15 protein-coding genes are annotated in these 15,763 nt (G+C 43.0%); 9 read left to right on the top strand and 6 right to left on the bottom strand.

All coding sequences use genetic code 11. From position 1 onward, the window contains the following. Positions 1–10 precede the first annotated feature (10 nt). The 5 genes from srlE to AC25CA_RS13905 all read left to right on the top strand — a co-directional run bounded on the left by srlE (position 11) and on the right by AC25CA_RS13905 (position 4,685). Positions 11–994, top strand: a complete 984-nt coding sequence (srlE, locus tag AC25CA_RS13925) for a PTS glucitol/sorbitol transporter subunit IIB (RefSeq protein ID WP_486814437.1) — start codon at positions 11–13, stop codon at positions 992–994. 23 nt (positions 995–1,017) lie between these two features. Continuing rightward, the gene (locus AC25CA_RS13920) at positions 1,018–1,377 is read left to right on the top strand and encodes a PTS glucitol/sorbitol transporter subunit IIA (protein ID WP_486814436.1); all 360 of its coding nucleotides are present in this window, start codon (positions 1,018–1,020) and stop codon (positions 1,375–1,377) included. A 387-nt stretch (positions 1,378–1,764) separates the two neighbouring features. After that, positions 1,765–2,694, top strand: coding sequence for a GGDEF domain-containing protein (locus AC25CA_RS13915; RefSeq protein ID WP_486814435.1), 930 nt, complete (start codon positions 1,765–1,767; stop codon positions 2,692–2,694). Between the two features lie 3 nt (positions 2,695–2,697). Further along, a complete protein-coding gene (locus tag AC25CA_RS13910) occupies positions 2,698–3,609 on the top strand; it encodes a GGDEF domain-containing protein (protein ID WP_486814434.1) in 912 nt (303 codons plus the stop codon). A gap of 98 nt (positions 3,610–3,707) precedes the next feature. Continuing rightward, positions 3,708–4,685: a radical SAM protein gene (locus AC25CA_RS13905; protein ID WP_486814433.1), complete on the top strand. Its 978-nt coding sequence runs from the start codon at positions 3,708–3,710 to the stop codon at positions 4,683–4,685. 132 nt (positions 4,686–4,817) lie between these two features. Here the strand turns inward: AC25CA_RS13905 and AC25CA_RS13900 are convergent, their stop codons facing one another. The 4 genes from AC25CA_RS13900 to AC25CA_RS13885 all read right to left on the bottom strand — a co-directional run bounded on the left by AC25CA_RS13900 (position 4,818) and on the right by AC25CA_RS13885 (position 11,463). Beyond that, positions 4,818–5,717 carry an IS3 family transposase gene (locus AC25CA_RS13900; RefSeq protein ID WP_486814432.1) on the bottom strand — a complete coding sequence of 300 codons (900 nt, stop codon included), beginning with the start codon at positions 5,715–5,717 and terminating at the stop codon, positions 4,818–4,820. After that, positions 5,714–6,385, bottom strand: coding sequence for a transposase (locus AC25CA_RS13895; RefSeq protein ID WP_486813906.1), 672 nt, complete (start codon positions 6,383–6,385; stop codon positions 5,714–5,716). The genes AC25CA_RS13900 and AC25CA_RS13895 overlap by 4 nt, the downstream gene beginning before the upstream one ends. An 89-nt stretch (positions 6,386–6,474) precedes the next feature. Beyond that, entirely contained in the window at positions 6,475–7,662 is a 1,188-nt protein-coding gene (locus tag AC25CA_RS13890) for a class I SAM-dependent rRNA methyltransferase (protein WP_486814431.1), read from the bottom strand. Between the two features lie 3 nt (positions 7,663–7,665). Next, positions 7,666–11,463, bottom strand: coding sequence for a DUF445 family protein (locus AC25CA_RS13885; RefSeq protein ID WP_486814430.1), 3,798 nt, complete (start codon positions 11,461–11,463; stop codon positions 7,666–7,668). 151 nt (positions 11,464–11,614) lie between these two features. Here AC25CA_RS13885 and AC25CA_RS13880 point away from each other — a divergent pair, with 151 nt between their 5' ends. Genes AC25CA_RS13880 through pdo form a run of 3 tightly spaced genes read left to right on the top strand, consistent with a single transcriptional unit; the run spans position 11,615 to position 14,010 of the window. Beyond that, positions 11,615–12,352: a transposase gene (locus tag AC25CA_RS13880; protein WP_486814429.1), complete on the top strand. Its 738-nt coding sequence runs from the start codon at positions 11,615–11,617 to the stop codon at positions 12,350–12,352. 45 nt (positions 12,353–12,397) lie between these two features. After that, complete coding sequence (locus AC25CA_RS13875; protein ID WP_486814428.1) at positions 12,398–13,372, top strand: FAD-dependent oxidoreductase; 975 nt, start codon at positions 12,398–12,400, stop codon at positions 13,370–13,372. After that, positions 13,369–14,010 (top strand): protein disulfide oxidoreductase, encoded by a 642-nt coding sequence (gene pdo / locus AC25CA_RS13870; protein WP_486814427.1) that lies wholly within the window; start codon positions 13,369–13,371, stop codon positions 14,008–14,010. The genes AC25CA_RS13875 and pdo overlap by 4 nt, the downstream gene beginning before the upstream one ends. A gap of 41 nt (positions 14,011–14,051) precedes the next feature. On the opposite strand, the gene AC25CA_RS13865 is transcribed toward pdo, so the two are convergent. Continuing rightward, positions 14,052–15,008, bottom strand: coding sequence for a hypothetical protein (locus AC25CA_RS13865; RefSeq protein WP_486814426.1), 957 nt, complete (start codon positions 15,006–15,008; stop codon positions 14,052–14,054). After that, positions 14,992–15,354 (bottom strand): PadR family transcriptional regulator, encoded by a 363-nt coding sequence (locus AC25CA_RS13860; protein ID WP_486814425.1) that lies wholly within the window; start codon positions 15,352–15,354, stop codon positions 14,992–14,994. Before AC25CA_RS13860 ends, AC25CA_RS13865 begins: the two co-directional genes overlap by 17 nt. Positions 15,355–15,504: 150 nt before the next feature. On the opposite strand from AC25CA_RS13860, the gene AC25CA_RS13855 reads away from it, so the two are divergent. Beyond that, the gene (locus AC25CA_RS13855) at positions 15,505–15,681 is read left to right on the top strand and encodes a 4Fe-4S binding protein (protein ID WP_486814424.1); all 177 of its coding nucleotides are present in this window, start codon (positions 15,505–15,507) and stop codon (positions 15,679–15,681) included. The last annotated feature ends 82 nt before the right edge of the window (positions 15,682–15,763 follow it).

The following is a 15,763-nucleotide window of genomic DNA, read 5'->3' as shown; positions in this document are numbered from 1 at the left end:
AGGGGAAGCGATGTATCGTTCAGTTAAAGTTATAAAAGGTAGTAGCGGTTGGGGCGGACCCTTGGTCATTGCGCCAACAGAAGAAAGAAATGTAATCTTGTCTGTAACCGGTGGTGGCATTCATCCTGTTGCTCAAAAAATTGCAGAACTGACAGGTGGAGAAGCGATTGACGGATTTTCAACAGGCGTATCCGATACAAAGATTGCAGTTGCAATTGTTGACTGCGGTGGCACGGCACGATGTGGAGTTTATCCCAAGAAAAAAGTGTTGACAATAAACTTAAATCCAGTGGGAAAAGCGGGCCCATTGGCACAATTTATGACAGAAGCGCTATATGTTTCAGATGTTGGATTGGATCAAATCTCTTCGACAGATGAAGCAGCAGCTCCAGAAGCAGCTCCAATAACAGCAGAAACAACGAAGGAAGAGGTGAAGCCAAAAGTGGCAGCAGCGGAAAATGTTAAAAAGGAAGCATTCCTAGTTCGATTGGGTAAAGGGATCGGTGGCATCGTCGGCAAGTTCTACCAAGCAGGCCGTGATACAATTGATTCAGTGATTCGAAATGTGCTACCATTTATGGCGTTTATTTCAATGATGATGGGCATTATTTCGGCATCGGGAATTGGCGATGTGATCGCGAATACGATTACTCCATTTGCTGGAACGCTGCCAGGATTATTCTTGATTTCAGTTGTATGTTCCATTCCATTCCTATCACCAGTTTTAGGACCAGGCGCGGTTATTGCACAGGTCGTCGGTGTATTGGTTGGTGTGGAAATTGGCAAGGGAAACATCCCTGTTCAATTGGCATTGCCTGCATTGTTTGCGATTGATCCACAAGTAGGTTGTGACTTTATTCCAGTTGGTTTGTCTTTAGGAGAAGCAGAGCCGGAAACAGTAAACGTTGGCGTTCCAGCGGTATTGTTCTCACGCATGATTACCGGACCATTATCCGTTATCATTGCATACGTATTTAGTATCGGAATGTACTAAGAAAAGAGTTGGAGGGGAATAGCATGAAGTATCAGGCACAAGTAACGGAAATCGGTGAAATGGCATTAGAATTTTTAGAGATGGATATGCTGATTATTTTTAATAATAATGCGCCACAAGAATTGGCAGAAATAAGTGTACTCCATTCCATAGAAGAAATGGAGCGCGAGGTTGAAGTTGGGGATATTGTGCGATTTGGCGAGAGCACGTATACTGTAACTGCTGTTGGTGGCGAAGCAAATCATACCCTTAAATTATTGGGCCATTGCTCCTTTAAGTTTTCGGGGAAACCACAAGCTGATCTTCCAGGACAGATTGAACTGAAAGGTAGTGCTCTTCCCGTGATAAAGATAGGTGACGAGATTTGTATTTCGAAAGCCTGAGTAGAAGTAAAGATTAAGAATTGAAATGAGAGAAGATCACTTAGTGGTCTTCTTTTTTTGATAGTTTTTTTGAAGAGAGTATTCATTTTATAAAGAATGATTTTATATAGGCGTGTTTGCAGAAATAAAAGTGCCCCATTTCACACAAGAAATGGAGCACGAGGTTGAAGTTGGCGATACCATACAACTTGGCGAGAGTATGGTTACCGTCGCTGCCTTCGGTGATGAAACAAATGACACCGTTGACAATGAAACTATTATACCGAAAGCTCGAGCAAAAGTACAGAGAATGCAGAAAATAAAAAGAAAAGGACTTTGTGGGTTTTCTTTTTTTGGATTCCTTCCAGATTCGGGTATTAAATGGATAAGCCGAAAGGGGTTGAAAAGATGGGTCTGCTTTGGGAAGTCATGATTGAAAATATGCCAGTTGGTTTTGCGTATCGGCGCGCAGTTCGAGATTTGAATGGACAAGTGGTGGACTATGTCTTTTTAATGGTTAATCAAGCATACGAAGAGATTACAGGATTGAATCGAGACGATTTAATTGGAAAACATTCAGATGATGCAATCCCAAATATTCTTTCGGACTCCATTCCTTGGCTGGAGATCTATACTGAGGTGGTGGAATTTCAGCAAACACGTACCTTCGAACAATATTCTCGCGTTTTGAAGCGGACCTTTCATGTGACTGCTTTTCCGGTTTTTCAAGATGAATTTGCTACGATTTTTATTGATATGACAGAGATGTCTGATCTACGGGAGCAAATGAACGAGAAGCAGCGGGAATTGGAAGAATTAAATGTGACGCTCTATAAGGAGAGCATCACCGATCCTGGTACCAAGCTGTTCAATCGTAGATATATTATGGATCTGCTGAGCAAGGAAGTTTCACGGGCAGATCGGAATAAAAAGTCCTTTAGTATTGCCTTATTGGACATTGATTTTTTTAAGCGGGTTAATGATACCTATGGCCACCAGGCTGGGGATTCTGTTTTAGAGCAGTTTTCAAAGCGATTGCAACAATGGACGCGAGACATGGATTATGTCGGTCGATATGGAGGAGAGGAGTTTTTACTAATTTTCCCAGAGACAGAACTGGAAACAGCTGTTCAGGTTTTGGAACGGATCCGCTGGCAAATGGAATCAATACCTTTTCAAATGGAAACCGATAATCTGAAAATCACCTTTAGCGCTGGAATTGCTGTTTATCAAGGGGGAACGATTCATCAAATTTTGAGTCAGGTTGACGAGCGGTTATATGCCGCCAAGGAAGCGGGGCGCAATCAAGTGGTGTGGATCACGAAAGAGGAGGAGTGAGTCATGGTAACAACAAATGAAGACTGGATTGAGCAAATGCCGATTGGCTTTGCACAACTGCTTATGGAAAGCAAGGAAGATCAAAAGCTTCACTTTCGTTTTATGAAAGTCAACTCCCTATTCGAGTTGATTGTGGGGTTGGATCGATCCTTGATACTCGGTAAGACCTTTTCTGAAATTTTTATCGATTCATTAGAAGCTGATTGCGACTTGCAAGGATTTTGCCAACGTGTTTGTGGTGAAGGGGCACCGCGGATCTATGAACAAGAGGTCCATTGCAATGGGCGAGATTTTCAGATTTCGGCGACTGCTGGTAATCAAGGCGAGTTTATTGTATTGCTCCATGACATTACCGAGCTAATTCGACTGCGCAGAGAAAGGAATGAAAATCTGGAAGAGTTAGAACGCCTGAATGATCGTTTATATCATGAGTCCATCACTGATGAGATGACGGGTTTATTTAATCGAAAACATATTATGGAGTTGTTGAAGAAGGAAACCGCTCGCGCAGAGCGAGGTCTTGAATTTCTTACCATTGCCTTGCTTGATATCGACTATTTTAAATCGGTGAATGACGAACATGGTCATCAATTTGGTGACTTTGTGTTAAAAGCGTTCTCGGATGCATTGATGGAACAGGTACGCGCCATGGATTATGTAGGTCGCTATGGGGGGGAGGAGTTCCTCATACTTTTCCCAGGGACAAAGATTGGTGACGTCGTTGAGATTCTGGATCGGATTCAGTCCATGCTTGGTGTTAATGAATTTCGACAGGGCGAACTTGCGGTAACCTTGCAATTTAGTGCGGGGGTGGTGGAATACCATGGAGAGTCGATAGACTATTTGATTCGCCGAGTTGATGATCTGTTGCATCAGGCAAAAGCAAAGGGAAAGAGTCGGGTGATGTTGGATTGATAAGAGGTGATTTTGCCTCTTATTTTCTTATCTTTAAAGTTATTTAAGAATTGCTTGAATAGGATTGTTATATAATGGAAATCGAGGAGGCGAGGAATATGCCAAAACAAATATTCTACGAAGCAACCAATTGTCGCAATCAATGTTTTCATTGCTATTGCCCCGCTGGTAGCAGGGGTCGTATGATGATGAGTCCGGATCAGATTCTGGATATGACCGGAATCTTTCAGGAAATGTTGAAGGAAGAAATTACGATCGGGATTCTTCGGGAGCCAACCTTGTATCCTGAATTGCTGCCACTATTGAAAAAAGCGGAGAAAGCATCTTGGCTAGGTCGTGAATACAAGGAGCGCAGCCTGTATACCAATGGGGAAAACCTGTCGGAAACACTCTTGTCTGAGCTCTTGCCGATTATGCCTAAAATCAGATTTACACTTTATGGAACCGAGCTCATGCATGATTCTTTGGCGGGAAAAATAGGTGCGTATGGTCAGATTGAAGATGCAACAAAACGAGCGATGAGTCAAGGTTTTCAGGTTGAATGGCGTATTTTAGCCACAAAGGGAAATGAGAAAGAAGTGGCCGCAATCTATGAAAAAGGCAAGGAATTGCGCCTTCATGAATTAAAGGTTTCGGGTCGTTATTATTTGGCGGGTGGAATGAGAAATGCCTATGAAAACATTCCGACGAGCAAGATTGTTGAAGGTTTGCTTGCAAAGGGGATTCCCTACAAGCTTGATGGGGCACGTCCGGAACGGGAATACGCAGAAAATCCTGAAATCCTTCGGAATATTGTGATTCGAAGATTAGATCTAGACCATCTGTATGTCGACCGAGAATTCAATGTCTATCCATTGAATCAAATCGAGGATCAGACGGTGATTGGAAACATAAAAGAGGGAAGACTCTTATTGATGGATCGCTTGCTTGGAAAAGTAGCCATGCCGGAATCCTTTCGACGAGCCATGCAGGTTTCTTTGCCTTCCTTGGCAGAAAAATTTGCGAAACCATATTCCGAACAATTGCTGACACCGCAGATGCTCTTTGAGAAGTATTATTGGAAAATGGATATTTAGTTGAATATTCGGCCAAAAGGCTGTTGTTTCACTTATCAAAAAACGAAGCCCTCTGAACCGCTCCCTGTCAAGTGGACAGTGGAAATAATAAAAACTATGGTGATGCTGATCAACAGATTGGCATCACTATTTTTATGCCGCCAACTCATTTAGATAATGGCGGTATTGAAATGGCGTCATCTCATTAAGCCGTTTCTGATAACGATAGTGATTGTAGTAAGATATGTACTCATCAATCGCCTGCTCCAATTCTTCATAGCTTTGAAATCTACGCCAATGATACGTTTCCGTTTTCAGAATAGCCCAAAATCCTTCCATCGGACCATTGTCAATGCAGCGTCCAACACGCGACATGCTTTGGGTCATGTCTGCGTCATTCAGCTTAGTTTTAAATACCTTGTTGGTGTATTGAAACCCCCTGTCGCTATGAAATAGCGGAGTAGCATCCGGATATGCCTCAACTGCGCGATCAAAGGTCTCGAATACGAGAGGGTTGTTGTTGGATTTTCCAATTACATAGGAAACAATACTCCGATCACCTAGGTCCAAAATCGCGCTCAAATAAGCCTTCTTGCCGTTTCCGTACTTGAATTCAGTCACATCGGTCAGCCATTTTTGATGAATGTTTTCAGCGTTAAAATCGCGATTCAAGAGATTCTCGGCAGTAATCTCAGGCGTGGATGGCGTGTATCTCCGTTTCTTCCGTCGACAGATCGACTTCAGGCCAGCAATCTTCATCAGCCGATATACGCGTTTATAGTTGACGTGCAGGTTTTCGTCATTTCGCAAATGCATAGTAACTTGCCGATAACCAGCAGCGCCATTCTTCTCCTCGTAAAACTCGATGATCTTTCCGAGAATTTCTTCATTCTGCTTCTCATTTTCGCTTTTATCTCGTTTTAACCATTTATAGTACGAAGATCTGTATACGCCAAGAATCTCGCACATGATCATAATTGGATAATTTCTTTCCTTGTTCAGCTCGTAGATCGCAAGGTATTTACTCTCTTGCCGCACGAGGCTCAGCGTCACCTTCTTTCTATCTCCTCCAACTTTTTTAGCAGTTCGTTCTCAATTTCAAGACGCTTGTTTTTTGCTTTCAGCAACTCAATCTCTGCTTTCATTCGTTCCGCTTCTGTAAGCTCGCTTTCTGGTTTTCGCTTGCCCCTGCGGTCTTCCAGTCCTTCCAGACCCTTTTCTTCATACTTCAAGACCCAATTTCGAACCTGCTGATAGGAAACCTCAAACTTCTCTGATGTTTCCTTGTAATTATTATCATTGGCGATGCAATGAATCACGATTTGCACACGCTCCGCAAGCGTTGTTTTTCTTCCCTTAGTCATGATTGGATTCCCTCCACTTGATTTTATCTTCTCATGGCTATTATACTTGCAAATCCAGTCTAGGAGTTGTTTCTTTGATCGTAAACCATACTTAGAACTTATTGTCTGTAGTGATCTTCCACCCGACAAATAATCTTGAACCGCCGCTAATTTGGTCTCAGTTGAATACGAATGATTCGTGTTTGATGGAAGTAAACCTGCCACTCCAGTTGCTCTGTAAATATATATCCAATCGCGAACTGTTGATTGTGACACCGACAACTGGTCTACAATTTGCAATCTACTTTTTTCTCCACGGAGATATGCTTCAACTGCCTTGATCTTTACCTCAGCAGATACCTTGCTTTTTCTTCCCATACGAAAACTCCCCTTGTAAAAGACAGTTTTATTATTTCTACTGTCTCCTACAGGGGGAGCATATCACTCGGGCTTCGTTTTTTTGCTTTCTATACATGTTGAATAAAGAACACCTTCAGGTAGTTTCCCTCTGGAAACTGAGGATGAGTTGGGAAATCGGCTGGGAGCTGAAAACTCTCCAAAACTCGATATTTCCGATTAAATTTTCGGAATCCTTTTTTCACCATTTCCTGGAATTCTTTCATATCAAATAAAGAGCAGTTGGTGGAAGCCATAAGAATCCCATTGGTATCAAGGATGGGTAGGGCTTGTTCGACCAAAGCCGTGTAATCTTTTTGGGCGCTAAAGCTGAAGTTCTTTGATCTGGAGTAGCTTGGTGGATCAAGAATAATTAAGTCGTAGCGTTTGCCCTCTTCTTTGGCTGTTGCAAAATAGGCTGAGATTTCATCAACAACAATTTCGTTTGCTTCGAGCTTGATATCGTTAAGAATAAAATTTGCTTTTGTTTTTTCAAGGCTGCGCTTAGCTAGATCAATGCTGGTTGTGCTTAGTGAGCCACCCTTTGCCGCAAAAACCGAAAAGGCACCCGTATAAGAGAAGGTATTAAGCACACGTCTGTTTCTGCCGTAGAGATCCATGATTTGTTTGCGGACATTGCGTTGGTCCAAGAAGAAACCGGTCATGGCGCCATCATTGAGATTTGCATGTAGAGAAAGGCCACTTTCTTTTACAGGAAAAGTTTGATCACAACGCTCGCCGGATACAAAAGAATCCTCTTCGATCACCTTGCCGCCAATTTGATATCGTCGTTTTTGATAAATCCCTTTGGAAACAGTAATTTGTGAGAATGCACGATAAATCTCTTCGTGGAAGGCATAAATGCCTTTGCTGTACCATTGAAAAAGGTAGTAGCCATCGTAGTGATCGATAGTGAGTCCACCGATCCCATCCCCTTCGCCGTTAAAGACGCGAAACGCAGTGGTTTCTTGAGAAAAATAGAATTTTTGACGACGAGCCAGTGCGGCCGAAAGTTTGCGAAGGAAGAAAGTGAAATCAATTTGTTCCTCTTCCTTTTGAGTAAGGATCCATCCAAGGCCTTTGTTTTGCTTGCCATAATAGCCTCGTGCAAGAAACTCGCCGGATTTCGTTGTTAAACGAAAGATCTGGCCTTCTTTTTGAAGGGGGGCAGTGGTTTGAAGTGCTTCAGGGAATAGAAGTGGATATCCCTGACGAAATTTACTTTCATGATTTTTTCTTACTTGGCAGTTTTTTTCCATTGTTTAGGAAACTCCTTTTTTTTGTTTTCGTTTGACGGTTTCCCAGCCTTCCGAGACAAGGGCAAGGGCGGGAAGGACTGGGTGCAAGCCGAAAACGGCGCCAAACAGTCCATAGATTTCCAAGCGCAAGAAGTATTTTCCTGCGAAGGAAAGGAATAGTTGGTGGATTCCCTGTGGAGAGAGTGCATCCACTTCGCGCACGATGTGATCCTGAAAAGACAGGGTTGCAAGCAATGCTGGCAAATGTGCGTGGGTCGCTCGATATAAAGGATCAAAGCTGTTCTCGGATAGCCATTCCAGTAAATTGGTATTTTCGCCAAGGTGGCTAGTCACTCCGGGGATTGCAGATTCAAGGACCGTTTCGAAAATCTCTGTGAAGGCTGAATCCGATCCAATTAAGTGGAGCAGTGAATTTAATTGGTCCGCCATGAGAGATTCAGGAATCCAATCACCAATTACTGTATTTCTACCCAGGGTATGGGTGATCTCACGCCAGCCTTTTTTGATAATTGATTGATAATCCTCTGTTGAAGAGATGCTGTTCCAAATATTGGCCTTCCCTTCGTTTGGAAGAATGGAAAGCAAATCTTGGATGGTGATGGGTTCTAGCACGGGTTGTGATAAGATGCTGATGCCCTCTGCCAATGTCGGTACGAGCCAGGTTTGCTGAGCTTCGATCAAGTCGTGAACAGAATTATTTAGTCTTTTCTCCATGAGCGGAAGCTTGCCTTGTAGAGAAGGCAGCTCATTAAAAACAATTTTCCCTATGTTTCCTATCGAAGCTTGTGAAGATTCCGTTATATTCCAATCGATGGAAGGCTGTCTCGTTAAAAGTTCTTCGATCACAGGATCGAAGGTTTTTGCCAAGGCATCCGAATTTTGATTAAGGAAATCCGGTAGTTCATCGAACAAAGCACGATGAAGAATTTTTTCCAGTAAAGCCGGTCCACCCATTAAAACGAAGCCACCACGTTGCAAGAAATTCAATTGTCCCTGCACCGATTGATTCAAGCGGTCTGCAAGGTTTTGCTCATGATTCTGTATGCTATTTAAGCCCTTTTGAAATAGAGAAGGGATCAGTTGAGCTTGATGATCACGAAGAAAATTGACTGGAAGTCCAAATAAGAGATCTTCTAAGTGTTCATTCTTTTTCAAGCGGAAGAAAGAAATTAAGATTGGTTCGACCGCCAGGTCACGATTGTCCCAGAATAAATGAGCGGGGAAGGCGCCAGCTTGATTTTGTAAGATTGGCTGCAAAACGGTTGAAATGACCTGAGGCGAGATCCATGAGGACAAGGATTCATTCTGATGGGTTTCTTGCCATTTGCTCCATCCCTTTTGAATTAAAGGGGTGCCGTTTTCCTCAAACCAGCCTTGTAGGTTTTCGTTGTCCAAGGGAATTGGACGTTCTCTCAGGTTATTGGTAATGTTCTTGCTCCATTCTTCTGCGTGAGTCAAAAGGCTTGTTTGAATTTGATTGGTAAAGGCCGAAGCCAATTGACCATGACCTTTTTTTACCTCAGGCTGCAACCAGGAAGAGATTCTTGTTGGAAGCCAATCCATCCAGCGCTGTTTGAGACTCTTCTTCTGATCGGAGAAAAGCTGTTGAATCATATTTCGATTCAAGAGGGATTCGTCCACGAACTGCGCTAAATTTTCTGCGAATACGCGCTGGTTTTTCATCAGATAGCCATGGGAAAAATGTTTGAAGAAGGGAACTTTTTTAAGCCAGCGAATCTCCTTGTAGGGTTTGAAAATCATCTGAAGGGCAATCCAGTTGGTGGTTACCCCAACTAAGGCAAAAATGCCGATGGGAAAAAGATCAATGGGTCCGATCATCAGGGTGTTAGCTAAGGGGAAGAGCGCCATTGTGATTCCCGCGATCACGCCAAGAAGGAAACCAAATTTTGTAATGGGCTGGAGTTCTCGCCCAATAAAGTCGTGAGCAAGCTCTACAATTTCTTCTTCATTTCGCGCTTGCAGGTTGGTTTTAACTAACTCTTGAACCTTTCCTTCTAAAAAGCTTTCACCATGGCTTTCGATCATTCCAATTAGTCGGTCTCCAAATAAATCTCGGGATTCCGTTTGATTGAATCGCGCGAGGAAATGATCAAGGGGCTGCTGAATTTGACGTTCCATCAAATCAAGACCTTGGCTTTCTAAAGAGGCCTGCAGGTTCGGATTTTTTAGGATAGATTGCCAAATTTCATCTGGAATTGACTTGTTCTTGATGGCATCATAGAGATTGCCGTCAAGGGAGATAATCGCCTGCTGCATAGGTTGAAGATCCAATTGTTTTACCGTATGTAACAGCGTGTAGGCGGTTTCTTGGTTCCAAGGCTGATCAATCAGGTTGCGAATGGCTGTTGAAACCAAAGTGTTTTGTGCACCGTGATCTGACAGTTTTGAAAGTCCAAAAGAGACGATAATCTCTAGAAGCTTGGACTTGCCGCTTTCATGATAGCGAGTTGCCCAGTTTTCACCTAGAAGTTGGACCGGTGTTTTTTCAAGTCCTTTTTCAAGTAGGATTTCCACTTGTTCATCAATCTGGATCAGACTAGATTGAATCATGGATTGAACCGCCTCTTGGGTCGGCAAAGGCATCCAGTCCGAGACGGGCTGGGTGGACAGAAGGTCTGCAATCTTTGCTTGTCCAAGACTTCGAAATCCTTCGATTAAATTCGGAATCTTCATCGTATCCAGATAGGAAAACAAGGGTCCTTTAATCATGGAAGCCAGCATGCCGGATTGCTGATCTAATTCAGTTTGCGCCGCACGCTTCAGTCTTTGGCGAATTTCTTCCTCTCGTTCCCCAAGAAATCCTTGGAAACGGTCAAAGGCTCGATTATATGGCTCATGAAAGAATTCTTTCATAGATGCCTGTGTATCCAGTTCAAACCAGTCCATAAGAGGTTGATCTAGTAAGCCAGAAGAAAAAAGTGCATCTCTCATTTGCGTGGATATAGAGGCGATGGCGTCGGGTTCTAGAGCGCGCGCAAGCAGATTATGGAGACCATTCACACATTCAGCGCCTTGTTCCTCTGAGAGATGGGCTGACAGGGCTTGATTGCCCCATTTAGACTCCCAGTTTGAAAGTAGGGCTGGAATCTCTTGACGCTCTGTTATTTTTTTCAGAGCGGCGGAAAGAAGAGTTGGATCCTTTTGGATTGCGTTTGTACTCTGCAACAAAAAGTCCTGTAGGGCATGTTCAAGATTTTCGATTTCTTTCGTAGAAAGAAAATCGGATAGGGACTTTCCATTAAGGGTAGCAGTCAAGGATATTAAGAAAGAATCAAGCATCTTGCCTTGCTGCGCTTCCGCGATGGATTGGGTGATTAAGCGTTTAAAAAGAAATGAAAATGAACCCTTTGATAAAAGGGATTCGATTTTTATTTCTGGAACCGCTAGGCTTCCATCTTGCAGGGGTTGAAGTCCATCTTCCACAAGGGAATGAATCCAGGTCGGTAGTGCTTTTTGGACGCCAGGAATTTCTTGAATCGGTTTTTGTTGGAATTCTGCTTGAAAAAATTCGTCCCAAAGAGAACCAAAGAGGCGATTCCATTCCTCCAAGGTTTCATCCTTTAAGATCTCGGATTTGAGATGGGAAGGACTTAATAGATCTCTTTCCACCAGTTCGCTGATTGCAGCGATAAATTCTGTTTTTGTTTTTTTAATGACACCGCCAAGCTTCAGGGGGGTGTATTCACGGAACAACATATTCAGTGCGTAGTTGTTTGTGACATATCCGGTGATTCCACCGGCAAAACCCTGAATGAGCAGGTTTGTTAAATCAGTTTGCATGCTATTCACTCCAAATCATTCAATAGTTCATCATACCCTTTTTCTGTTAATAAACGCAAGAAAAGAATGTTAAGGATGAATAATATTTTTTTGGGACGGTACTTGACAGGAAAGTATCGTCCCTGTTATACTAAAAACACAGGAGGCGCATATGCCGAGAAAAGCGAGAGAAAAAATTCTTTATGGAACCTATTTGATTACACAAACCAGTGGTACAGATCAGTCCTTGTTTCGAGATGATGAGGATCGAACCGCTTTTTTGGCAATCGTCAGGAAGGTGAAAGAAAAATTTGATTTTCATTTATATGGATATTGCCTGCGCGCTGACAACGAATATCGATTGTTGATCTATGACAATGGATCGGATCTCTCTAAGATCATGAAGGCATTGAATATTCGATATGCAATGTATGCCAAATGCCAAGGAAAAATATATAAGGATCGATATAAGAGTCAATTGATTCAAGATTACCGTGAATTAATGGAAACGGCTCAATCGGTATATGGAAAAGATGAGCACTGTGCTTGGAGTCAATTTTCTGCCCTTCTTCAAGGTGAAAAAATATCAGAACTTTTGGATCCGATTCCTAATCAGGAGGCATATCATCCCTATTGGATAGAGGCAAATGAAAGCAATCAGGTCTGTGATCGAAAGACACCTCTTTGCGAACGGGGGGGGACTTGTCATCGCAGTCGAAAAGAAGTGGAGGCTGCCCTGGGCCAACAAGCGAAAGAACGCGGTACGACAGTAGAAGCTATGATTTCTGAAAAGGAAGTACGCAATGAGATGATCCGGAGGATTCGTAAAGAATCGACCTTGTCCTTGCGTGCCATTGGCCAAATATTTGGACTAAGTGAATCAGCGGTATGCAAGATTATCAACTGCTAGATTCCTTTGAAATAAAATTCAAGTAACGTCCCTAAGGAGGGTGACATGGAGTTTAACTTACAAAGCAAAGCTAAGGCGCCAGCGGTGACGCCAGAAACGATTTATGATGTCTTGATTGTTGGTGGAGGACCAGCAGGATTAAATGCTGCACTCTACGCAAAGCGGAAGGGATTGTTGGTCGGCATTTTGGCGGAACGGATAGGCGGTCAGGTTCTTGATACATCCAGCGTAGAAAACTATTTGGGCTTTCCTTCTGAAACGGGTCAAAAACTGATGGAAAAATTTACAAGCCATGTGGAAGAACTGAAGGTTCCTGTGAAAGAAAATGTGCTCGTTACGGGAATAGACGGGGGGAGGATCAAGAAGATCCATACCAATATAGAAGAAACATTTCAAGCAAAGGCCGTCATTTTAGCAACGGGAAGCAAGCCTAGAATGTTGAACGTTCCGGGTGAGAAGGAATTCTTGGGTCGCGGGGTTGCTTATTGCGCCATTTGTGATGGGCCATTATTTGCCGGTATGGATGTCATTGTTGCTGGAGGTGGAAATAGTGCAGTTGAGGCTGCCATTGATATGGCGAAAATAGCCAACCATGTTCATCTGGTTCATCGTAGTCAATTTCGAGCTGATCAGATTCTAGTGGATCAATTAAGAAAAAAAGAAAATGTTACCATCCATTTAGAAACGCAGATTCAATCAGTGGAGGGCGAGGGCCTTGTGAGCCATGTCAATGCCTTGGATAAGGCGAGTGGAGCAGTTGTTGAGATTTCAGGAAACGGACTTTTCGTGGAGATCGGTTATTTGCCAAACTCAGATGCCTTTACAGATGTGGTGAAGAGAAATGGACGTGGAGAAATCGAAGTGAACACGCGGTGCCAAACCAGCCAAGCTGGGATTTTTGCGGCAGGCGATGTGACGGACATGCCCTACAAGCAAATTATAATATCCGCAGGGGAAGGTGCTAAAGCAGCCTTGACCGCGAATGAATATATCAATACCTTAAAGGAGGAAGTATCATGAAATTTTTAAACGAAGAGATTAAGAAACAATTGGAAGAAATTTTCCAGCCGATGAAAAAAGAAGTGACTATTGCCCTGTTTGCAACCAAGGAAATGTGTGAAAGTTGCGAGGACACCAAAACCTTTATGGCTGAGATGACAGACATTCATGAAAAAATTAAGTTGGAGGTTTATGACCTTGAAGCTGACGCAGCATTAGCTGAAACTCTTCAAGTGAAACGCGTACCAGCAATTGTTCTCTTGGGAGAAGATCGCAAGGATTACGGGATTCAGTTTTACGGACTGCCTGGTGGACATGAGATCAATTCCTTTATTTCCGGTCTTTTGGAAGTATCAGGCTCTGGAGAGCAACTGCCCAAGGTTTTTGCTGATCGGGTAGCCAAGATTGAAAAACCCATTGATATAAAAGTATTTGTTACCCTGGGTTGCCCGCATTGCCCGGGTGCTGTTTCTAAGGCCCATAAATTGGCCTTGGAAAATCCGAATGTGCGCGCCGAGATGATCGAAGCGCAAACTTTCTCGGAATTGTCGGATCAATACAATGTATCCGGGGTTCCGAAGATTGTGATCAATGGGAAAGAAGAGTTGGTAGGCGATCAACCCCTCGAGATGTTCCTAGATGCCATTGAACGTGTATAATAAGGGAGTAAAAAAAACGGACGCTTGCGTCCGCTTTTTTTTTATGCTTTCAACATGTGATAAATCGTTCTACCAGTTTCAAAAAGGGTAAGGCCGATGAGGGCAGCGAGCCCGATTTTTCCTATGGAAGCAAACAGGTCATATAGGCCACCGTCTTGCAGAGTGAAGAGGGTCGGGTTGGACACGATCCAAAGGAAGAGACCGAGCCCTGTCCAATCGAATCCGATCTTGATCAATCGAAAGCCCGTGTTCCAGCGATTTTTGATCAAGAGCACGATATGGAAAACGATGCTTGCAAGCCAAAAGGCATTTAGCCATGGCAAGTATTGTTTTAGAATTTCTGGATTAAAGACGGGCATGACGATCCGCGTTTCATTGGCAGAATACAACCAGGTTATCGAATCGGAGAAATAATTAAATCCGATTATAAATAGGGTCAAGAAAACAATGGTTGCAATGGAGTCTGAGCGTTTTAATCGATTCTGCTTGGTGGGAACGGCAGGCAGTTCCTTGGGATTCCATGGTTTATTTTTGATTTCTTGCTTTAATTCATCAGGGTCGGCAAATCGTTCGATCAAGACAAAGATGACAGTTACCATCCCTACGGCCGTTATGGCGACTTGGAACATCGAGGAGAATAGATTGCCAAGACCAGCCCAGAAGCTTTGGCTTCCAAAGCCAATGGCAATGCCAGTGGCGACAAAGATTCCAATGATACTTGCAGGCAAGACAATTTTAAGAACCAAGAGATAGATGGGATAGAGGGTGCCACCGATCAAGGCTTGTTGTGTACCGCGATAGGCAGATGCAAGAATACTTGGGGAGCCGTTGTCTTGAAGAACTTGCAAAATTTCTTTTTCAGTCGGTTGATGACCTTTGTATTTTTCATCAAGCTCATCATAAAGATTCGATTTGATTTCTGCGATTAGATCAGCGCGGTTTTTCTGAGGCAGGTTTTTTTCAATTTGATAGAGATATCGGTCAATCCAGTTTTTCATGATCTTCCTCCAATCCTTGATCCTGACGGATCAAAATTTGATTCATATTTTCCCATTCCTTCAGAAGATGAGAACGAATTGTAATTCCATTTTGATTGATTGAGTAATAACGTCTTGGACGGGATTGACCCACCATCCATTCACTGTCAACAAGGCCTTGTTTCTCTAGGCGACGTAATAGTGGATAGAGGGTGTTTTGTTCCACTTTCATTCCGATGTCAGCAAGATGCTGGATCAGGGAATACCCGTATTGGGGTTCGTTTAGTGAATTGAGAACCATAAGGAGCAGGGTACCTCTACGTAATTCTGAGCTTAGATTTTGTTTTAAGGATTCTAGGTTTTCCATTACATCACCTTCCTCTCATCTTTATTATACTGTGTGACACACACTACTGTCAAATTTGTAATACTTAGAGAAATGAAAGGGTTAAATTTTAGGAAAAAGAATCGGAAAATATTGGGTATCATATCAGTAATAAATGAAAGGAGGATTGAGATGGCCTATCGAATTCATGCGGATGCTTGTATTGGATGCGGGGCATGCGAAACAGTTTGTCCGGTAGCCTGTATTTCTGAGGTTGAGGGAGGTATACGTGTCATTGATGAAGAGGCTTGCATCTCTTGTGGTGCCTGCGCAGGAGAATGTCCAGTTGAGTGTATTTCAGAAGTGTAAGTACATAAAAAAATGCTAGAAGACAAAACGAGTCCCCTTTCTATTGCATCATAGAGAGGGGACTTGTGAGTGCTTAAGATGG

This window comes from Gottschalkiaceae bacterium SANA, from assembly GCA_036323355.1.
In the GTDB taxonomy this organism is placed as follows: domain Bacteria; phylum Bacillota; class Clostridia; order Tissierellales; family GPF-1; genus GPF-1.
Note: the sequence above shows the minus strand (reverse complement) of the source record. Positions and strands in the feature narration are given on the sequence as shown.